Origin of the sequence: Rhodococcus sp. IEGM 1406, assembly GCF_030056745.1 — a bacterium.
Classification (GTDB): Bacteria; Actinomycetota; Actinomycetes; order Mycobacteriales; family Mycobacteriaceae; genus Rhodococcus_F; species Rhodococcus_F erythropolis.
This window is the reverse complement of sequence record NZ_JASHKO010000003.1, coordinates 447,879-466,127: the sequence shown is the minus strand read 5'-3', so window position 1 is coordinate 466,127 and position 18,249 is coordinate 447,879. Positions and strand designations below refer to the sequence as shown.

18 protein-coding genes are annotated in these 18,249 nt (G+C 60.5%); 14 read left to right on the top strand and 4 right to left on the bottom strand.

Annotated features, from left to right (window positions below):
* Positions 1-5 precede the first annotated feature (5 nt).
* From QM596_RS17835 to QM596_RS17825, 3 genes are read left to right on the top strand one after another with little or no spacing between them, the layout of a single operon-like run.
* Positions 6-1,013, top strand: coding sequence for a bifunctional MaoC family dehydratase N-terminal/OB-fold nucleic acid binding domain-containing protein (locus QM596_RS17835; RefSeq protein WP_021342830.1), 1,008 nt, complete (start codon positions 6-8; stop codon positions 1,011-1,013).
* 2 nt (positions 1,014-1,015) lie between these two features.
* A complete protein-coding gene (locus QM596_RS17830) occupies positions 1,016-1,456 on the top strand; it encodes a MaoC family dehydratase (RefSeq protein ID WP_283309577.1) in 441 nt (146 codons plus the stop codon).
* Positions 1,453-2,622, top strand: a complete 1,170-nt coding sequence (locus tag QM596_RS17825; protein ID WP_019746856.1) for a lipid-transfer protein — start codon at positions 1,453-1,455, stop codon at positions 2,620-2,622. Before QM596_RS17830 ends, QM596_RS17825 begins: the two co-directional genes overlap by 4 nt.
* Positions 2,623-2,729: 107 nt before the next feature.
* On the opposite strand, the gene QM596_RS17820 is transcribed toward QM596_RS17825, so the two are convergent.
* Complete coding sequence (locus QM596_RS17820) at positions 2,730-4,034, bottom strand: HNH endonuclease signature motif containing protein (protein ID WP_283309576.1); 1,305 nt, start codon at positions 4,032-4,034, stop codon at positions 2,730-2,732.
* 85 nt (positions 4,035-4,119) lie between these two features.
* Between QM596_RS17820 and QM596_RS17815 the strand changes: the two genes are divergently transcribed.
* The 6 genes from QM596_RS17815 (at position 4,120) to QM596_RS17790 (ending at position 9,993) form a co-directional block, all read left to right on the top strand.
* Complete coding sequence (locus QM596_RS17815; RefSeq protein WP_133727719.1) at positions 4,120-4,662, top strand: GNAT family N-acetyltransferase; 543 nt, start codon at positions 4,120-4,122, stop codon at positions 4,660-4,662.
* Between the two features lie 54 nt (positions 4,663-4,716).
* Positions 4,717-5,718 (top strand): AraC family transcriptional regulator, encoded by a 1,002-nt coding sequence (locus tag QM596_RS17810; protein ID WP_019746859.1) that lies wholly within the window; start codon positions 4,717-4,719, stop codon positions 5,716-5,718.
* Positions 5,719-5,853: 135 nt separating this feature from the next.
* On the top strand, positions 5,854-6,264 hold the full coding sequence (locus tag QM596_RS17805) for a VOC family protein (protein WP_003945857.1): 411 nt from the start codon (positions 5,854-5,856) through the stop codon (positions 6,262-6,264).
* A 126-nt stretch (positions 6,265-6,390) separates the two neighbouring features.
* On the top strand, positions 6,391-7,584 hold the full coding sequence (acmB, locus tag QM596_RS17800) for a methyl acetate hydrolase AcmB (RefSeq protein ID WP_372588530.1): 1,194 nt from the start codon (positions 6,391-6,393) through the stop codon (positions 7,582-7,584).
* Between the two features lie 103 nt (positions 7,585-7,687).
* Complete coding sequence (locus QM596_RS17795) at positions 7,688-8,536, top strand: mycofactocin-coupled SDR family oxidoreductase (RefSeq protein ID WP_019746862.1); 849 nt, start codon at positions 7,688-7,690, stop codon at positions 8,534-8,536.
* A complete protein-coding gene (locus QM596_RS17790) occupies positions 8,533-9,993 on the top strand; it encodes an MFS transporter (protein ID WP_070385802.1) in 1,461 nt (486 codons plus the stop codon). Before QM596_RS17795 ends, QM596_RS17790 begins: the two co-directional genes overlap by 4 nt.
* A 33-nt stretch (positions 9,994-10,026) precedes the next feature.
* On the opposite strand, the gene QM596_RS17785 is transcribed toward QM596_RS17790, so the two are convergent.
* Positions 10,027-11,589 (bottom strand): glycoside hydrolase family 71 protein, encoded by a 1,563-nt coding sequence (locus QM596_RS17785; protein WP_021332377.1) that lies wholly within the window; start codon positions 11,587-11,589, stop codon positions 10,027-10,029.
* A 440-nt stretch (positions 11,590-12,029) separates the two neighbouring features.
* On the opposite strand from QM596_RS17785, the gene QM596_RS17780 reads away from it, so the two are divergent.
* Genes QM596_RS17780 through QM596_RS17770 form a run of 3 tightly spaced genes read left to right on the top strand, consistent with a single transcriptional unit; the run spans position 12,030 to position 14,443 of the window.
* On the top strand, positions 12,030-12,986 hold the full coding sequence (locus tag QM596_RS17780; RefSeq protein ID WP_003945489.1) for a daunorubicin resistance protein DrrA family ABC transporter ATP-binding protein: 957 nt from the start codon (positions 12,030-12,032) through the stop codon (positions 12,984-12,986).
* Positions 12,983-13,783: an ABC transporter permease gene (locus tag QM596_RS17775; RefSeq protein ID WP_003945537.1), complete on the top strand. Its 801-nt coding sequence runs from the start codon at positions 12,983-12,985 to the stop codon at positions 13,781-13,783. The genes QM596_RS17780 and QM596_RS17775 overlap by 4 nt, the downstream gene beginning before the upstream one ends.
* Positions 13,784-13,813: 30 nt before the next feature.
* The gene (locus QM596_RS17770) at positions 13,814-14,443 is read left to right on the top strand and encodes a TetR/AcrR family transcriptional regulator (protein ID WP_019746866.1); all 630 of its coding nucleotides are present in this window, start codon (positions 13,814-13,816) and stop codon (positions 14,441-14,443) included.
* On the opposite strand, the gene QM596_RS17765 is transcribed toward QM596_RS17770, so the two are convergent.
* The gene (locus QM596_RS17765) at positions 14,434-15,228 is read right to left on the bottom strand and encodes a putative protein N(5)-glutamine methyltransferase (protein WP_020906129.1); all 795 of its coding nucleotides are present in this window, start codon (positions 15,226-15,228) and stop codon (positions 14,434-14,436) included. The two genes, QM596_RS17770 and QM596_RS17765, sit on opposite strands and share 10 nt — an antisense overlap.
* Before the next feature lie 207 nt (positions 15,229-15,435).
* Here QM596_RS17765 and QM596_RS17760 point away from each other — a divergent pair, with 207 nt between their 5' ends.
* The gene (locus QM596_RS17760; RefSeq protein WP_283309575.1) at positions 15,436-16,596 is read left to right on the top strand and encodes a lipase family protein; all 1,161 of its coding nucleotides are present in this window, start codon (positions 15,436-15,438) and stop codon (positions 16,594-16,596) included.
* A gap of 10 nt (positions 16,597-16,606) precedes the next feature.
* Here the strand turns inward: QM596_RS17760 and QM596_RS17755 are convergent, their stop codons facing one another.
* A complete protein-coding gene (locus QM596_RS17755) occupies positions 16,607-17,173 on the bottom strand; it encodes a TetR/AcrR family transcriptional regulator (RefSeq protein WP_042950808.1) in 567 nt (188 codons plus the stop codon).
* Positions 17,174-17,300: 127 nt separating this feature from the next.
* On the opposite strand from QM596_RS17755, the gene zapE reads away from it, so the two are divergent.
* Positions 17,301-18,248 carry a cell division protein ZapE gene (gene zapE, locus QM596_RS17750; RefSeq protein WP_283309574.1) on the top strand — a complete coding sequence of 316 codons (948 nt, stop codon included), beginning with the start codon at positions 17,301-17,303 and terminating at the stop codon, positions 18,246-18,248.
* Position 18,249: the final 1 nt, after the last annotated feature.

Genomic DNA, 18,249 nt, shown 5'->3' with positions numbered 1-18,249 from the left:
AAATCGTGTCAGATCCCATTCTCACTGCTGCCGAGCGGGTTCGAGAGGACGGGCCAAGCGCTCCTCGCGCCGGCCGGGACCCCGTGAACTTGCCGATGATCCGCAACTGGGTCGAGGCGATCGGTGACGAGAACCCGATCTACGTCGACGAATCGGCCGCCCGCGCCGCCGGACACGACGGAATAGTCGCGCCGCCGGCGATGGCGCAGGTATGGACGATGCGCGGTCTGGGGGCAATTCGAGAAGCCGACGATCCGTTGGGCCGGATGACGGACATTCTCGACGAGGCCGGATTCACGTCCGTCGTCGCGACCAACTGCGATCAGATCTACCACCGCTATTTGAAGCCGGGTGAAGAAGTCACCATCTCCTCGGTGTTGGAAGACGTAGTGGGACCGAAGAAGACAGGTCTTGGTGAAGGGTGGTTCTTCACTACCCGTAGCTTCTGGCGGGTCGGCGAAGAACTGGTCTCGGAGATGATGTTCCGGATCTTGAAGTTCGCGCCGCCGGTAAGTGAGCGTCCCTCCACTGACGTGCCTGCGGACCTGGACGCATCTCGGATGCTGCGCCCGACGGCGTCTCTAGACACACAGTTCTTCTGGGACGGTGTCGCCGCACACGAGTTGCGTATTCAACTGCGTGCGGATGGTTCGGTGCAGCACCCACCCGTGCCCGCGATCTGGAAGGACAAGTCGGAGCAGACCGACTACGTGGTCGCGTCAGGGCGGGGAACGGTCTTCAGTTTCGTCGTTCACCACGCGCCCAAGGTTCCTGGTCGGTCGTTGCCGTTCGTCGTTGCCCTGGTCGAACTGCCTGAGGGTGTGCGGATGCTCGGCGAATTGCGCGGCGTCGATCCCTCGAGTGTGTCGATCGGAATGGAGGTGGAGGCGATCTACCTCGACTTCCCCGGAGACGACGAGACCGGGGGAACTCCCTGGACTTTGTACGCCTGGCAGCCGGTTGGGGCTTCTGCGGTTTCGGCGGTTCCTGCGGTTTCTGCGGGGAAGGAGTGACGATGACTTTGACGACGGATATCACTGTGGGAGAAGTTCTTCCGCAGCTCTCGATTTACGGCGACCCCACGTTTGTGGTCTCGGCAGCACTAGCTACCCGCGACTTTCAAGATGTTCACCACGACCGCGATCTCGCACAGAGACGCGGCTCGAAAGACATTTTTGTCAACATCCTCACGGACACCGGCCTGGTGCAGCGATTCGTGACCGACTGGGCAGGACCGCGGGCAGTACTTACCTCGATCAAGCTCCGCCTCGGGGTCCCCTGGTACGCATACGACACTTTGACGCTCTCCGGCACGGTGACCTCCTACGACGAGGATCTCGTTTCGCTCGCGGTGGTCGGCAAGAACAGTCTGGGAGATCACATCACTGCGCAGGTCACACTGGCATTTCCGGCGTCGGGCTCGAATGGAGACATTGAAAACGGAGACATTGAATGAGCGCATTGTCCGGCAAGGCTGCGATCGTCGGAATCGGAGCCACGGATTTCTCGAAGGACTCCGGTCGCAGCGAATTGCGACTGGCCGCCGAGGCTGTTCAAGCCGCGTTGGACGACGCCGGTCTGACACCCGCCGACGTCGACGGTCTTACCTCGTTCACCATGGACACCAACACCGAAGTGGCAGTGGCTCGTTCGGTGGGTATCCCGAACCTCAAGTTCTTCAGTCGTATTCACTACGGTGGCGGTGCCGCTGCGGCGACGATTCAGCAGGCGGCCATGGCGGTCGCCACTGGCGTCGCAGACGTCGTCGTCGCTTACCGCGCGTTCAACGAGCGATCCGGTGCGCGTTTCGGGCAGGTGAACTCCGGCCTTGTTGCTCAGGTCAATTCGTCGGGAACGGACAACGCCTTTTCCTATCCTCACGGATTGGGTACTCCCGCATCGTTTGTCGCGATGGTCGCGCAGCGATACATGCACGTATACGGAGCGTCCAGCGAGGACTTCGGTCGAATCGCCGTCGCGGACCGTAAGCATGCAGCCACCAATCCGAAGGCGTTCTTCTACGGAAAACCGATCACCCTCGAGGACCATCAGAACTCGCGATTCATCGCTGAACCTTTGCATCTCCTCGATTGCTGCCAGGAATCCGACGGCGGCATCGCCATCGTCGTCACCTCGCCAGAACGAGCCAAAGATCTGAAGAACACCCCTGCCGTTATCGCTGCCGCCGCACAGGGCAGCGGGGCAGATCAATACATCATGACCAGCTATTACCGCGACGGTTTGACCGGCCTACCGGAGATGGGCCTTGTCGGCGATCAACTCTGGTCACAAAGTGGGCTGCGCCCGTCAGACATGCAGACGGCGATCTTCTACGACCACTTCACGCCCTATGTTCTGATGCAGCTCGAGGAACTCGGTTTCTGCGGTAGGGGAGAGGCCAAGGACTTCATCGCCGGTGGCGCAATCGAACTCGGAGGCAAGCTTCCGATCAACACCCATGGTGGACAGCTCGGCGAGGCATACATCCACGGGATGAACGGTATTGCCGAGGGAGTTCGGCAGATCCGCGGTACTTCGGTCAACCAGGTCGACTCCGTCGAGAATGTACTGGTGACTGCAGGAACGGGCGTTCCGACATCAGGGCTTGTGCTGACTCGCTGATCGTTGTGAGCACAGCTTCATCAAGCGTCATGGCCTGTTGGCACCGCATCGAGGTCTCCTTCGATGCGGTGCTGGGCCGTGTTCTGTTGTGCCTGAGGAGTACTACCTCAGGTTTTGAAGGTGGTGTTCGCGGGCCGTGGGTGCTGGCCGGCGTCGATCGAGGTCGGCGGGATGAACCAGGGTTTGTTGTCGACACCGATCCGGATTTCCCATTTTCCGACGAAACCCGATTTCCGGTGCATCAGCCGGTGATGTGAACGGCACAGTAGGACAAGGTTGTTCATCACGGTCGGGCCGCCGTTGGCCCAGTGCCGGATGTGGTGTGCATCGGTCCACGCGGGCACACATGTGCAGCCGGGGAAGGCGCAGCCTTTGTCTCGGGCGATCAGCGCCACTCGCTGTTCGGCGGACACTAATCGCTTTCCGGGTTTCGCATCGAGCGGCGCCCCGCGGTCGTCGAGCAGTACGGTGGAGAGGAAACAATCGCAGCCGAGGAGTCTGGTCTGCGAGACGGACAGTGGCCCCAGCCAGGGCATGTGCCCGACATCAAGATCCGACACAGCCACTCCACTACCAGAAGTAGCGGGTGCGGCTGCGCAGTCCCGATGCTCAGCGAGGTCGCGGGCGTTGATGTGCACGTTCACGTGCGGACGCTGGCCACCATCGTTACCGGTCTTCGCGCAGTCCAGATACCGGCGGATCAGTTCGGTGAACCCGTCCGCGGTCCGCTTCGCTGCCGACCGGGCGTCCGGGGTTCCATCGGGTGCCGGGGTGGGCATCGTCAGATTCGACAACGCCGACAACAACATTTCCCCGGTGAGGGCATCGAAATCTCCGCGCACCACCACCCGACCATTCAACGTCGACGCGATCCGCAACTCGTTCCGATCCACATCTTCGGCGGGCGGAATCTCATCCGATTCGAAAATGCGCTCCAAGGTCGCGATAACACTCCGCACCTTCGTGGTCGTCGCCTCCACTCCGGAAGCGGCAGCCAACAACAAATCGATGCACTTCGGTAGCGCTTCGTCAGGCATGTCCTTTGGTGGTGATTCGCAGAACGCCACGATCAACACGGCATGATCGAACGAGCAGTCCCCGTCATCGAATCGGGCCGCCACTGCCGGAAACGGGCGTAGCGCTGCACCGAGGGCGGCGATCTTCTTCCCGTCCCGGATTTGCAGCATCGTGTTTGCCGCCAACCAGCAACCCACCCCGCGGCTGGCAATCACCTGATCATCCCGGCGCATCGACAACTCGTCCACCACCGCCACCCGAACAGCCTCGAGACGAAGAATCTCCGCACTCGCCTCAATAGCAGCAGCACGCAACTCAGAAGCAGACAACTGCCACAGACGTCCGCGCAACCCCACCGCAGAACCCGACACCACGTCCGACAGAAGAACACTCATTGAATCCCCCGATCCCCTCCCCAAATCATACTCGAACACGCGTTCGAGTCAACAGGTGCTTTTGGGCTCGCTCTAGGATCGCTGGATGTTCACGTTGACTACGGAACGCCTTGTTCTTCGAGATTTCACTGCCGCGGATGAAGATGCCGTCCATCAGTACGCGTCCGACCCTGCCGTCTGTAGATATGTTGATTGGGGGCCGAACACCCCCGCGGTGACCAGGGCATTCCTGGCTGACGCGGCACTCGAAGCTGAGCTCGTCGAACGTCGCACGTTCACCCTGGCCATCACGTCGAAGGCTGATGGAACGGTCATCGGTTCCGTAGCTGTGTGGGAAGTATCCGCCGCGCACCGGCGGGCGGAACTCGGTTTTGTCGTGAACCCGAAGTCCCAAGGACGAGGTTACGCATCCGAGGCAGGGAGCGCGGTCCTGGGACTCGCCTTCGCTCGCCTTGGAGCACAGCGCGTGCAGGCAACGTGTCGTCCGGAGAACTCGGCGTCGGCGTCGGTGCTCACCAAAATCGGAATGGTGGAGGAGGGGCTGATGAGGGCACACATGGTGATCCGGGGGACCGCGGTGGATTCGCTGCTTTTTGCTGCAACACGATCTGCCGCCGTACAGCCATAGACCGCGTCGGCTCACTTTCGTGACCTTCCCGGGCCCTGGTGCGATACTCGAACCATGTTCGAGGATGCCTTGCTCATCGACGCGGCCGGCCGGCCCACCATGCAGCATCACCAGGCCTTTTCTCGGGACTGGGACCGCATCAAGGAATGGTCCGACAACATCTACATGCCGTATACGGTCACGCCGATAGGAAGTCGGTTGAAGCCGGCTTCGGACATGTACTCGGCAGCGGTGGGCAAGATCGACGTCACCCGATTCTGCTACGGCATTCCGGTCTCTGTCGGTGAATGTTCTCCTGAGGCCGGAAACATTCTGGTTCTGACGACGATCAGAGGCAACGGCCGACATGCCCTTGGCCGGGGAGCTGCGGCAAATACTGCCGTGGGGGAGACTTTTGTCGCCGACTGTAGTCGGACCGACTATTTCGTCGAATTCGACGAGGATCATCTGCAGCTGAATCTCACTGTGCCGCATCAGCTTGTCGCCGACCACGCCCAGCAGTGGTACGGGGCGGTTCCCGACGATCGTCTGTGGCGGCACAAGTGCACCATCGGCGGGCGTGGCTCGAGTTGGCTCGCATTGATGGACTACGTCGTTCGCGCGATTGCAGAGTCGCCTGACGCGATGTCGAGTGAAAGGCTGGGCGCCAGGGTTCAAGAACTCATCACGGCTCAGCTTCTCGACGAGTGGGCGACGCAGGCCGGGTTGCAACTCGGCGCCGACGTCGCCTCCGCCGAACCGGCATACGTGCGATCGGCGGAGGAGTACATCGATACCTTCGCGCGCTCGGTGCCGACGGCGTCCGAGATCGCGGCTGCGGTGGGCGTCAGTGTCCGGGCGCTCACTGCGGGATTTCGACGGTACCGAGACACCACGCCGGGGCAACGATTGCGCGCGCGTCGACTGGAGGGGGTACGCAGCGAATTGTTGCGTTCCGATGGGAGAACCGTCTCCGAAATCGCAAACGCCTGGGGCTACGTCAATCTGGGCATGTTTGCGGCCGCCTACCGGAAACGGTTCGGAGAGTTGCCTTCCGAGACTCGGAACCCACTCTGAGGGCAGTTGTTTGAACGGTCATGACGATCGGTTTACGCACTCGATGAACTGCGATGATCCGTTGTTTCGTGTCGGAGCGTTCTGCAAGGATTGAAATCGAACGTGACAGCAATCCCCCCGAGCTAGGAGTACGTCATGGCAACTCGACTCAATCCGTACATCAGTTTCAACGGTAACGCGCGTGAAGCGTTGGAGTTCTACAAGGGCATTTTCGGTGGCACGCTGGCGCTGAGCACGTTCGGTGAATTCGGCAATCCCGGCGAAGGCGGGGACAAGATCATGCACGGAATGCTCGAGACCGATCAGGGATACACCCTGATGGGTGCCGACACTCCGCCCGGCATGCCGTACAACCCCGGCGACAACATCACGGTCAGCCTCAGCGGCGACGACGGCGATGTGCTGCGCGGGTACTGGGAGCAACTGTCGGGAACGGGTACCGTCAGCGTTCCGCTCGAGAAGCAGATGTGGGGCGACGAATTCGGCGCCTGTACAGACAAATTCGGCATTTCCTGGCTGGTGAATATCGGAGCGCCCCAGAGCTGACTCCAGACTCTGCCCGGTTCTGCCGAAACGAGACAGTTTTCCTGCCGTTTCGAGGCAGAGCCGGGTGTGTGATCGCCGTTACATTCTGTTCGACAAGACAAGTTGCAAGTCGGATGGAGAAATGCAGTGACGATCGAAGATATTGCGCGGAAGCCCCTTTCGAAGCAGCGCCTCGACGACGTGCTGGCGCGAGCAACTCAGGGGGCTGATCGCGTCCCGGGTGTGGTCGCGATGATTACGGATCGAGAAGGCAACATCTACGAGGGTGCTGCGGGCGAGCGGACTCTCGGTTCCGGCGTTCCGATGACCCTCGATACAACCTTTGCGCTCTTCTCCACCACCAAGGCGATCACCGGTACCGCTGTCCTGCAATGCGTGGAGGAGGGGTTGCTCGATCTCGATGCACCAGCAGCGACCTATGTTCCCGACATCGGTGAGCTGAAGGTCCTGGACGGTTTCGAGGCCGGCGGAAACCCCGTTCTTCGAGAACCCAAGCGTGACATCACCACTCGCATGCTGCTCCTTCACACTGCAGGGTTCGGCTACGACTTCTTCAACGAGTCGTACAACCGGCTCTCACAGGAACATGGGCAGCCCAGCGTGATCACGTGTAGCAAAGCGGCGCTCACGACACCGCTGCTCTTCGACCCGGGTGAGAAATGGGAGTACGGCACCAACATCGACTGGGCCGGACAGGTCGTCGAGTCGATTCGAGGTCAGCGACTCGGCGATGTCATGCGTCAGCGCATCTTCGAACCTCTCGAGATGGCCGATACGGCATTCACGATGAGCCCGTCGATGAAGGATCGACTTGCGCCGATCCATCAGCGTGAGAGCGACGGAAGCCTCACTCCGCTCATCGGATTCGAGCTTCCGGCCGAACCCGAGGTGCACATGGGTGGTCACGGTTTGCACGGCACTGTCGGCGACTACATGAAGTTCATTCGTATGTGGCTCAACGACGGCGCGGGCACATCCGGTCGCGTGTTGTCGCCGGAGACGGTAGCTGCAGCCGTTCAGAACGGGCTCGAAGGCCAGCACGTGGGGTTGTTGCCCGGAGTTCTCCCGACGCTGTCCAACGATGCGGAATTCTTCCCCGGTGTACCCAAGGGATGGGCATACTCCTTCATGACAAATGAAGAGGTGGCACCCACCGGTAGGCCGGCTGGATCGCTGGCTTGGGCGGGTCTTGCCAACCTCTATTACTGGATCGACCGGCAGACCGGCGTCGGCGGGTTCTGGGCAACGCAGATTCTGCCGTTCGCGGACGCTGGATCCATCAACGGATACCTGGAATTCGAGACCGCCGTTTACCAGTGATCGGCTGGATTCCCGCTGTCCGGGATCGACTGTTTCTTTCGGGCGGGTTCGGAGTACGCATGCAGTACAGCGCACGCTTGCATACGACGAACTAGGAGACGGCATGAACAGCCTCGAAGGCAGCTTCGAAGGAAAAGTTGCACTGATCACCGGCGCCGCACGCGGTCAGGGGCGCGCCCACGCTGTCGCATTCGCGGAGCGTGGCGCGGACATCGTGATCTGCGACCGGTGCGAGAACAGTGATGTCGTCGCCTACCCCCTCGCAAACGAGGAGGATCTGAAGGAAACCGTTCGTTTGGTGGAAGCCACCGGTCGTCGGTGCATTGCCGTCAAGGCAGACACTGCTGATCGCGAAGCAATGGACGCGCTCGTTGCCCGCGCTGAAGCCGAGTTCGGCCGTGTCGACATCGCCGTCGCGAATGCCGGTGTGTCCGTGCCCGCTCCGATCACGTCGATGACGTCGGCACAGTGGAACGAAGTCATCTCGTCGAACCTGACCGGTGTGTTCAACACCGTTGCGGCCGTGTCAGGTGGAATGGCGGAACGTGGTTACGGTCGCATCATCACGATTTCCTCGATGATGGGTCGATCCGGTGGCACCCAGATGGCGGCGTACGGCGCCTCCAAATGGGGCGTCATCGGTTTGACGAAGAGTGTGTCGCTCGAACTGGCCAACTCGGGTGTGACCGTGAATGCTATTGCGCCGGGGAATATCTCGACGCCGATGATTCACAACGACATGATGTACGCAATGATGCGGCCTGACCTCGAATCGCCGACGGCAGACGACGTCGAACCCGTGTACGCGACTCTGCATGCGCAGCCGGTCGGTTGGCTGGATCCCTTCGAGATCACGCGAGTAGTCCTGTTCCTCGCCGCAGACGCGAGTGCCCACATGAGTGGCATCGTGGTTCCTGTCGACGCCGGAGTAGCCGCTCGCTCGAACGCTTGACGGACAAGACTGTTCGCGCGAAAGCGCGGACCGGGTGGGTCGTCGGCGTCCTGAGTCTGAGCGGTGTGGTGGTCGCGCTGCAACAGACCTTGGTGGTGCCGGTCCTGCCTGCGTTCGCGACGGCATCGGGAGTATCGTCGTCCACCGCTTCCTGGCTGGTGACCTCGACGTTGCTGACCGGTGCCGTCGCGACCCCTCTCATCGGCAGACTCGCCGACATGTTCGGCAAGCGCGCGATGATGCTCGTCTGTCTTGCCGTGATGATCGTCGGCTGCATGGTTGCTGCGCTCAGCCAGAGTTTCTGGTTACTGATCCTCGGGCGCTCGTTGCAGGGGTTCGCGACGGCACTTCTGCCCGTCGGAATCAGCATCATGCGAGATGTCCTTCCTCCGGAAAAGCTCAGTGGTGCAGTAGCTCTCATGAGTGCGACGTTGGGGATCGGTGGCATGTTCGGTATGCCGATGGCTGGGGTGATCTCGGCGCACTGGGGACTACCCGCGCTTTTCTGGGTCACTGGTGGATTCGGGGTAGTACTGATAGTCGTCTTGCCTCTGGTGGTGCCGGAATCGGCGGTGAAGAGTCGCGGACGCTTCGACTTTCTGGGGGCCACGGTCCTCACACTCGCTATGACTGCACTGCTGCTGGCCGTTTCGAAAGGAACCGAATGGGGCTGGGCAAGCCCCGAGGTTCTTGTTCTGGTCGCGTCCGGCGTGGTCTTGCTCTGTGGATGGATTCCGTGGGAACTGCACACGCCGGCACCGCTGGTCGATCTGCGGACTTCCCTTCGCGCTCCGATTCTGGTTTCGAACGTCTGCGCAGTATTACTCGGTTTTGCCATGTTCATCAGCGCGTTGGCGGCAACGCAGGAACTTCAGTTGCCCCTGGCGTCGGCGGACGGTCTCGGACTCTCGGCTGCCGAAGCCGGACTGGCGATGATGCCGGGCGGAGTCCTGATGATCGGATTGGCGCCGGTGTCGTCCAAAGTGACGAGGCGATGGGGAGCGAAGGCTACGTTGGCGTCGGGTGCGATCGTCATTGCAATCGGATATGTCCTGCGTGTGCTGTTGGCGCCGACGTTGGTCAATATCGTGATCGGCGCTGCCGTGGTATCGGCCGGTGTGGCATTTTCCCTGGCAGCCATGCCGACTCTGATCACCGAATCTGCGCCGATCCATCAGACTGCCTCGGCCAACGGATTCAACAGCCTGCTCCGTTCGGTCGGTACCTCCACCGGAAGCGCCGTTGCGGCAGCGGTATTGGCCAGTTCAACGGTGGTGATCGGTGCGAGCGCTGTACCGACCCTGCATTCGTTCGCGGTTTTGTACTGGATCGGTGCGGGCGTATCAGCACTGGCCGCCGCTGTGACGTTGGCAGTGAAGGTGGAGCGGACGGGGGCGGTATCGCTGCCCGAGTTACCAATTGCAGCCGAAACCGATGGCGCAACGAAGATCGGGTGAGTCGACGGACTCACCCGATCTTCGTCGTCACCGTTATCTTCGACTGGAATCAACCAGGTACTCGAGATTCTGGTTGTACGGGGTGGCCGTTACCGCAGCGTGCGAACTCACCCGGGACACCTCGGTAGTGCCGCGAACGACAGAAGCCTTGATGGAACCTACTTTCAACGGTGCTATGCAGCTGCTCATCCCGGCCGGGGCATTGCAGGTGGTTGTCGTGGTTCCCACCGTCACTTTGACGACCGCCGGCGCCGTCAAGAAGGAAAGGACTTCGACGGTATCGCGAGCGGGGGACGACCATTGGCGCAGTGTCATAGGGGCAGCAGAGCGATTGACGGGGACCGCGGAGACCGACTGATTGCGGTAGATGAGATACGCGGTGTCGCGAACAATCGCGGGTGAGGCGCCGGTGCGGAAGCTGTACAACCCGTAGGAACTCATGTCGAGCAACGCACGCCCATGGCCGACGCTGGGCGCGAACGACGTTCCCTCGCTGTAGTCGTTCCAGGTGACGAGCTGTACCCATTCGCTGTTGGACGCAATCGCAATCTGCCACATGTTCTGCAGATTCTGTGAATTCTGTGCCTCGTCGTAGATCGACTGACTTGGACGAACATCTTGGAAGGCGACTGGTTGCATCCATATCTTTCCCAAGGAGTGAGCGGCAGCGGCAAGTCCCATCGGAGAGTTCGGGTTCGATCCCGAGAGCGGATTTCCTGCCGGATTTCGATTACCCCAATTCGACATCCCGTAGCTGATCGATGCAAAAGAATTCCGGTTGGCTGCAGCGTCGAGGAAAACCGGAACAAATGCCACATTTATGCCGTAAGAATTCTTCATAAGAGTGATGAACTCCGACCACCAGCCCGCTGTCTTGTTTTCGGCAAGGAATGGAGATATCACGAGCCGTCCGTCGTTCAATTTGAACGATGATGCCATGGTCGAATACGGTTTCATCTCTGCTGCCATTTGAGCTGCGGTCATGTTTTTGAACGCGCCGTTCATATCAGGCATGAGCATGATCTTGAAATTCGGATCGACTGCTGCGGCCGCTTTGATCAGGGCGGTGGGCACGGTGGAACCCCACCAACTGGTGTCGGTTGCCTTGGCGATGATGTCGACGGAGAATCCGTCGATGCCCGCGGCGATTGCCGAACGAACTTCGTTTTCGAGGTCGCGTTGGCGCCACTGCGTATCGGCGATGGGTTGCCGCGGTGTCGGCCGATCGCGGAGGAATCCTCCGTAGCGAACGTGTTTGTTGTTCTCGCCGTTGACCGTAAGATATTGTGTCGCATAGTAATCGCCAGACGGATTCGCATTGTCGATCGAAACCGGATAGGGCGGGAAGTAGTGAGCGAAAACCAACTTTCCGTTCAGTGCTGACTTGGGTGGAATGTCGAAGGGCAGCGCTGCAGATTCAGGATTCGCCGAGAACGAGGCCGGCGTGTACGTCGGCGCGGAGCGCGGTTGTGTGTTGTACGCGGCGATCAGTGCGGCCGCGACAATCACGGCCAGGGTGAAGCAGATGGTCTCGAAGGAATATTTCGCCGTTTTTCGGATCCACGGAGTTCGGATGTATCGAGTTCTGATACTCATGGCACAGTCAGCCTTTCTCGATCCCCCGAAGTGTGAGTCTTCCCCGCGTGCACTGAATCGGTGATTCAATTCTTTTCGGCCTCTGTCTGATTTGTAATTCGAGATTCGACACCATAAGTCAACTGTCACCGGCCCGAGTGTCACTTGCTGTACGAGTGTAACGCTGCCGCGTTCATCATGAATACCTGAAAGCGGTCTTTGTTCAAGAATTTCGGGTTTTTCTTTCCGGTATATATCCGTCGAAAGGTCGGTGAAATTTATCGGCTGTATTGGACAGGACTGGGACGTGTGGTCTGTTCCGTACCTCGTGGCCGAAAGGCACCGGCGAAACCAGGGAGGTGATTGCAGCCGGGCAACTGACGAAATTTCCTGGAATGTGTCGGCCTCCTGGGTCACACTGGGGAACGGACTACCGACGGATTACCGATGCGGGAGGGCTCATGACCGAAGCGATTGTGGCCGAGGGGCTGGTCAAGAAGTACGGCGACGTCACGGCATTGGACGGCATCGACCTGGAAGTGCGCGAGGGTTCGGTGATGGCCCTGTTGGGCCCCAACGGCGCCGGAAAAACCACTGCGGTAAGGATATTCACGACGCTGCTCATTCCGGACGGTGGACGCGCCAAGGTTGCCGGGCTGGACGTGGTCGAGGATGCGCGGGCGTTGCGGTCCAAGATCGGTGCTTCGGGTCAGTATGCCGCGGTCGACGAGTACCTGACGGGCTACGAGAACTTGGACATGGTCGGGAGGCTGTATCACCTCGGCGCCCGAAGCAGTAAGGCACGAGCGCGTGAATTGCTCGAGCAGTTCGATCTCGTCGAGGCTGGCGATCGGCCGGTCAAGGGCTATTCCGGCGGAATGCGCCGCCGTCTCGATCTGGCCGGCGCATTGGTTGCTCGGCCGCAGGTGTTGTTTCTGGACGAGCCGACCACCGGCCTCGATCCTCGTGCGCGACTCGGTCTCTGGGATGTCATCGAAGGGCTGGTGGCGCAGGGGACAACACTGTTGCTCACGACGCAATACATGGAGGAAGCCGAGAGGTTGGCCGACCAGATCGCCGTCATCGACCGCGGCTCGGTCATCGCGCGCGGTACTGCAGATCAGCTGAAGGCGCGGGTCGGGGGTGAGCGCATCGAACTGAGTGTGCACGAGGTCGAACATCTCGACATCGTCCGAGAAGAATTGCGCTCGCTTGCCGTGGGGGACATTCAGGTTCAAGAGAATGTCCGTCGCGTCACCGTTCCTGTCGACGACGGTACCGATGCGTTGGTCGCAGCGCTGAATCTCCTGTCGGCACGAGGCATTCGGGTGTTCGACGTCGGTCTGCGCCGGCCCACTCTCGACGATGTCTTTCTCACACTGACCGGGCACCAGGCTGAACTGGAGGATCAGAAATGACCGTGCAGATGGCGCTCGAAGACGGTTTGACCATCGCCAGGCGAAACTTGATCAAGATCAAGCGCGTTCCGGATCTGCTGGTGTTCACCACTTTGTCGCCGATCATGTTCGTGCTCTTGTTCGCATACGTGTTCGGCAGCGCGATCTCCGTCCCGGGCACGTCGTATCGAGAGTTCCTGATCGCCGGAATCTTCACGCAGACGGTCATATTCGGTGCTACCTGGACTGGTTTGGGGATGGTCGAAGACATTCAGAAAGGAATCATCGACAGATTTCGATCGCTGCCCATGGCTCCGTCTGCCGTGCTGACCGGCCGAACATCGAGTGACGTGTTGATCAACGTCATCAGCTTGGTGGTCATGTCGTTGACCGGTCTTCTGGTGGGGTGGCGCATCCATTCCAGCTTCCTCGAGGCGGTGGCCGGTTATGCGCTGCTTCTGTTCTTCGCGTACGCATTGTCATGGGTCATGGCTGTTGTCGGGCTTTGGATCCGCACGCCGGAGGTGTTCAACAACGCGAGTTTCATCGTCATCTTTCCGCTGTCGTTCATCGCGAACACTTTTGTCGAGACCACCAATCTTCCCGGCCCGCTCAAAGTGATCGCCGAATGGAATCCGGTGTCGGCGGTGACTCAGGCGGTGCGTGAACTGTTCGGCAATACCAATCCTGCGATGACGGTTCCGGATGCGTGGCCACTGCAGAATCCGGTCATCGCGTCGCTGTTGTGGACTTTCGGTTTGCTGATCGTCTTCGTGCCGTTCGCTATTCGTCGGTATCAGAAGGCAGTCAGCCGCTGACCTGGTGATTCCGGCCGGTAGGGTGGGTATGTGCCGGAGCCCGAACGCATCGACAAACGCAGCCTGAGATACGCCGGGCGACGTGAGGAGTTGCTCGACGCGCTGACCCGCTACGTCATCGACAACGGTGTCGGGGAACTGACGGTGAGGCAGCTCGCCAAGGCCGTAGGTGTGTCGCATGCGTCGTTGCTCAACCATTTCGAGAGCAAGGAGAACCTGCTCTCCGAGGTCATCGAGAACATGCGTGGTGAGTCCATTCCGATTGCGGTTCCGATGAAACCGGGGGTCGATCCGGCGACAGTGCTGACCGCGTGGTGGACCGAACGTACGACGCCGGAGGTCCTGCCGCGGTTCCGAGTGATGGTCGAGATTTACGCCCTCGCGCTCGGCGACCGCGAACGCTACGGACGGTTCCTGGACCGTTTTGTAGGCGATTGGATCGAGGCACTGGAAGCCGGTCTACGACAAGCGGGTTGCCCCGAGGACGATGTTGCCTCTGTCGCTACTCTGTTGCTCTCGCAAATGCGGGGTCTGTCGATGGATCTTCTGGCCACTGGGGACCGGGCCCGCGTCGATCGTGCGTTCGGGCTTTTTGTCGACGGCTTTGCCGCCCGCGCTCGGGAGTGGTCCACGCCAGGATCCGATCGCCTTCAACACTGACCGATCACCACGGTCGACGCGGTCTCACTGTAGGTTGCCACCCGAGTGAGAAACCCTCCCCGAGTGAATGTTTCAACAGTCATTTCGACCTGCTCCGTACTCGTCTCGACGAGAAGACAGCCACCCGGTCGTAGCCACGGCGCAGCGTCCGCGATGATGCGTCGCTGCAGGTCCAGTCCGTCGGTGCCGCCGTCCAACGAGACCAGCGGTTCGTGAAGACGGGCTTCGGGCGGCATCAGCCTGATCGAATCGGTGGGGACGTAAGGTGCGTTGGCAACGACGACATCAACGCGACCGAGTAATTCCGTCGGCAGTGGTTCGAACAGATCGCCTTCGAGTACGCGCTCGGGCGGTGTGATGTTTCGGCGAGCGCACCGCACCGCGGCTGGTTCCACATCTACCGCGTACAAATCGACGGCATCGAGCGTCGACTGCAGGACGGTACCGACAGCTCCTGAGCCACAACACATGTCGACGACGACGCTTCCCGAGACGACGAGTGAGCAGGCCTGCCGGGCGAGGAACTCGGTGCGCCGGCGTGGGACGAAGACTCCAGAGTCGATGTGAATGCGCAAGCCGCAGAACTCGACCCATCCGAGGACAGGTTCGAGTGGTTCGCCGGCAACTCGTCGGTCGACCATCGCGTCGAGTTCATCGAGAGAGCGTGCGGTGTGAAGAAGTAGGCGAGCCTCGTCTTCGGCGAATACGCAACCTGCTGCTCGGAGAATCGCAGCCACCGACTTCTGCTGCGAAGCAGGGAAGGTCGGGAGATCAGGTGCTGACATGAGAGAGCCTTTCGGCCTCCTGATCTCGCTGGGACCTGCACGTATCGAACACCGCCACCCTACCCGAGCAGGCGTGTCACGACGGTAGATGCGGAGTGGGAATCTAGGTTGACCAATTGGTAAGGCTGTTCTATGGTCTGAACTCGATCGGCTGATGTGGGGCCGATCACCACAGATGCACCGTCACCGCAATCGTAGGAGAAGTACGTGAGTAAGCGACTGGGTAGGACGCTCGTCGGGCTGAGTGCGAGTGCATTGGTGGCGTTGACAGTTGCGGCGCCGGCTGGAGCGGAACCGAATGATGCTCCGGGTGCTGTCGTGAGTCGGGAGTTACTCGGTCCCGATCGGGTGATCCCGGGTGCCGTGAGCGCAACAAAGGTGACGTACTGGTCGACGGGCCCGAAGGATGCGCCGATGACGAGTACCGGTGTGGTGTATCGCCCAGAGGGATCTCCGCCCGAGGGTGGTTGGCCGGTCATCTCCTATGCGCACGGAACGGTGGGTGTCGCGGATCAGTGTGCGCCGAGCAGCAGTGTTCCACTCGAACGGACTGCGACACATCTGGGTCACTGGCTGGAGCAGGGATACGCGGTGGTGACGACCGACTACGTGGGGCTCGGAACACCTGGTGTTCACCCGTATCTCGACGGTCGTTCCGCTGCACACAGCGTTGTGGACATGGTGCGTGCCGCTCGTGCGGTCGACGACGACCTGTCGAGCGAATGGGTTGCGATGGGACAGTCGCAGGGTGGGCAGGCGACTATGTTCACCGCTTCGCTTGCCACTGATTACGCGCCGGAGTTGGACTACCGCGGCGCTGTCGCCACTGGTGTCCCCTCGAACATCGAAAATCTTCTACCGCTCGGTGGTCCGGCTTTCCCGGCGCTTCCGCTCAAGGGTACGACGGTCTACATCGCGAACGTTCTTGACGGACTGCGTGCTTCGCGGCCGGACATCGACATCGACTCGTATCTGACCTCGCTCGGCAAGACCATCCTCGACGACGTCGAGAACAACATGTGCTACACCGAGGCGCGCACGAAGTACGGAACCGTCACACTCGGGCAGGTGCTGACGAAGTCGCTGGACAATCCAGTATTCATGGAGGCTGCGCGTGAACTGCTCACTGTGCCGACCGCAGGATACGACCGCCCGTTCTTCATTGGTCAGGGGTTGTCGGACGTCGATGTTCCGGCACCGCTGACACTGAAGTTCGCGGCTGACCTCGCTGCCAACGGTGTGGAGTTTGCATTCCATACCTATCCCACTGATCATCTGGGAACCGTCCCGGCTTCGGTTCCAGACAGCACTCCCTTTGTCGCGGCGCTGTTCTCTGGTCGACAACCCTGTACCGGAAGCCTCTGCTGACCAAGGTCTTTCAGATGACCCCCACTCCGCGAAGGTAGATGTCGATCGGGATCCGAAGTTGCCGAACGGTTTCGCTGGAGTGAGGGTCCCGGCTACGTGATCCCAGGCAATAGTCGAAGATCAAGCCCTCCAGCAGGCTCAGGAAATTTGCGGCAGAGACATCAGGGTCGCCAACACCAGCGGTTTCGAAGACGGGTCTTGCCTTCTCCAGCGAAAACAGACTGCCTTCGAGGAGTTGGTGCAATGCCGAATCTCGGGGAGATTCCACGAGTAGTGCATAGCGCGCGATCAATTCGTGTCTGCGGTGCGAGAGAAGATCGTCGAGATACTCGGCCGTCAGGGCAGCAGGATCGCTGGGCCTCTCGCGGAGTTCGCCGAAAGTCGAACGTGACCGGTGCACGATGTGCGATGCGGTTGCTTCGAGAAGTGCCTCGCGAGTGCGGAAATAGTACGACGTCGAACCGGCAGGAAGTTCCAGGGACTGATCAATCGCCCGATGGGTGAGTGCACGCGGGCCCTGCTCGGCGATGATCGTGACGGCGGATGCCGCAATGAGGGCTCTGCGATCGGGCTTCATGTCGTTCCTTGCTGTCGATGTTGCATGCTGCCGGAGTTGCATGCTGCAGATGGTGCGTCGTGAGGGTCACATTGACTCGATTTGCCTTCGGTCACTAGCCTCGACTCTACAGATGTAGAGGAGCCTCATGTTACTGGACGAAGAGCAGTTGGCGGCACATGAAGCCCTCGATGCACTGCGGGCCCGAATCTCGGGCGGTGAGGTCGGCGGAGGGATCTACCTCTGGGGTAGCGTCGGCCGCGGTAAGACGATGCTCATGGACGAGTTCTACGAGAGCATCCGAGTCGGCAAGCAGCGCATTCACTTTCATCGGTTCTTTGCAGATCTGCACTCTCGGGCGCACGAACTCGGGTCGATGGGCGCGGCGCTGGACCACGTCGTCGACGGAATCCGCGTGCTCTGTTTCGACGAGTTCCACATCGACGACGTCGCCGACGCCATGTTCATGGCAAGGGTTCTCGACACAATCGTCGCGAAAGGTGTGACTGTTGTTGTCACGTCCAATGTCCCGCCGACCGATCTTCTTCCGAATCCGCTTCTTCACGAGCAGTTCGTTCCGTCGATCGAGGTGATCGAGCGGACTCTCGAGGTGATCGAATTGGGTGGCTCCGTCGACTATCGGACGGCGGGTCAGCCAGGTGCCGGGGACTACCGTTTTGCGACAGGGGCATTCCTCGTCGGCTCGGGAATTACGTGGCCTTCGGGCGAAAGTGTCGAATTGACGATAGGCACACGCACATTGGAGTGCTCGGCGATTCGAGACGGTGTTGTCTGGTTCGACTTCGAGGTGCTGTGCGCTGGTTCGACCTCGGCTGCCGACTATCTCGAGCTTGCCTCCCGCTTCGACGACTGGGTGATCTTCGGAGTACCAGTGCTCGCCGAAGCTTCGGAATTTGCCCTTCGCCGTTTCGGAAATGTCGTCGATGTTCTCTACGACGTCGATGCGCGACTGACGGTGTATGCCGCTGCCGGTGTGGAGGACGTTGCGGGCAGTCTTCGGGACGTTCCCGGATTGGCGCGCCTCTACAGTCGTCTGTCGTTGCTCGCGAGGACGGAGATGGACAGCGTCAGCTGAG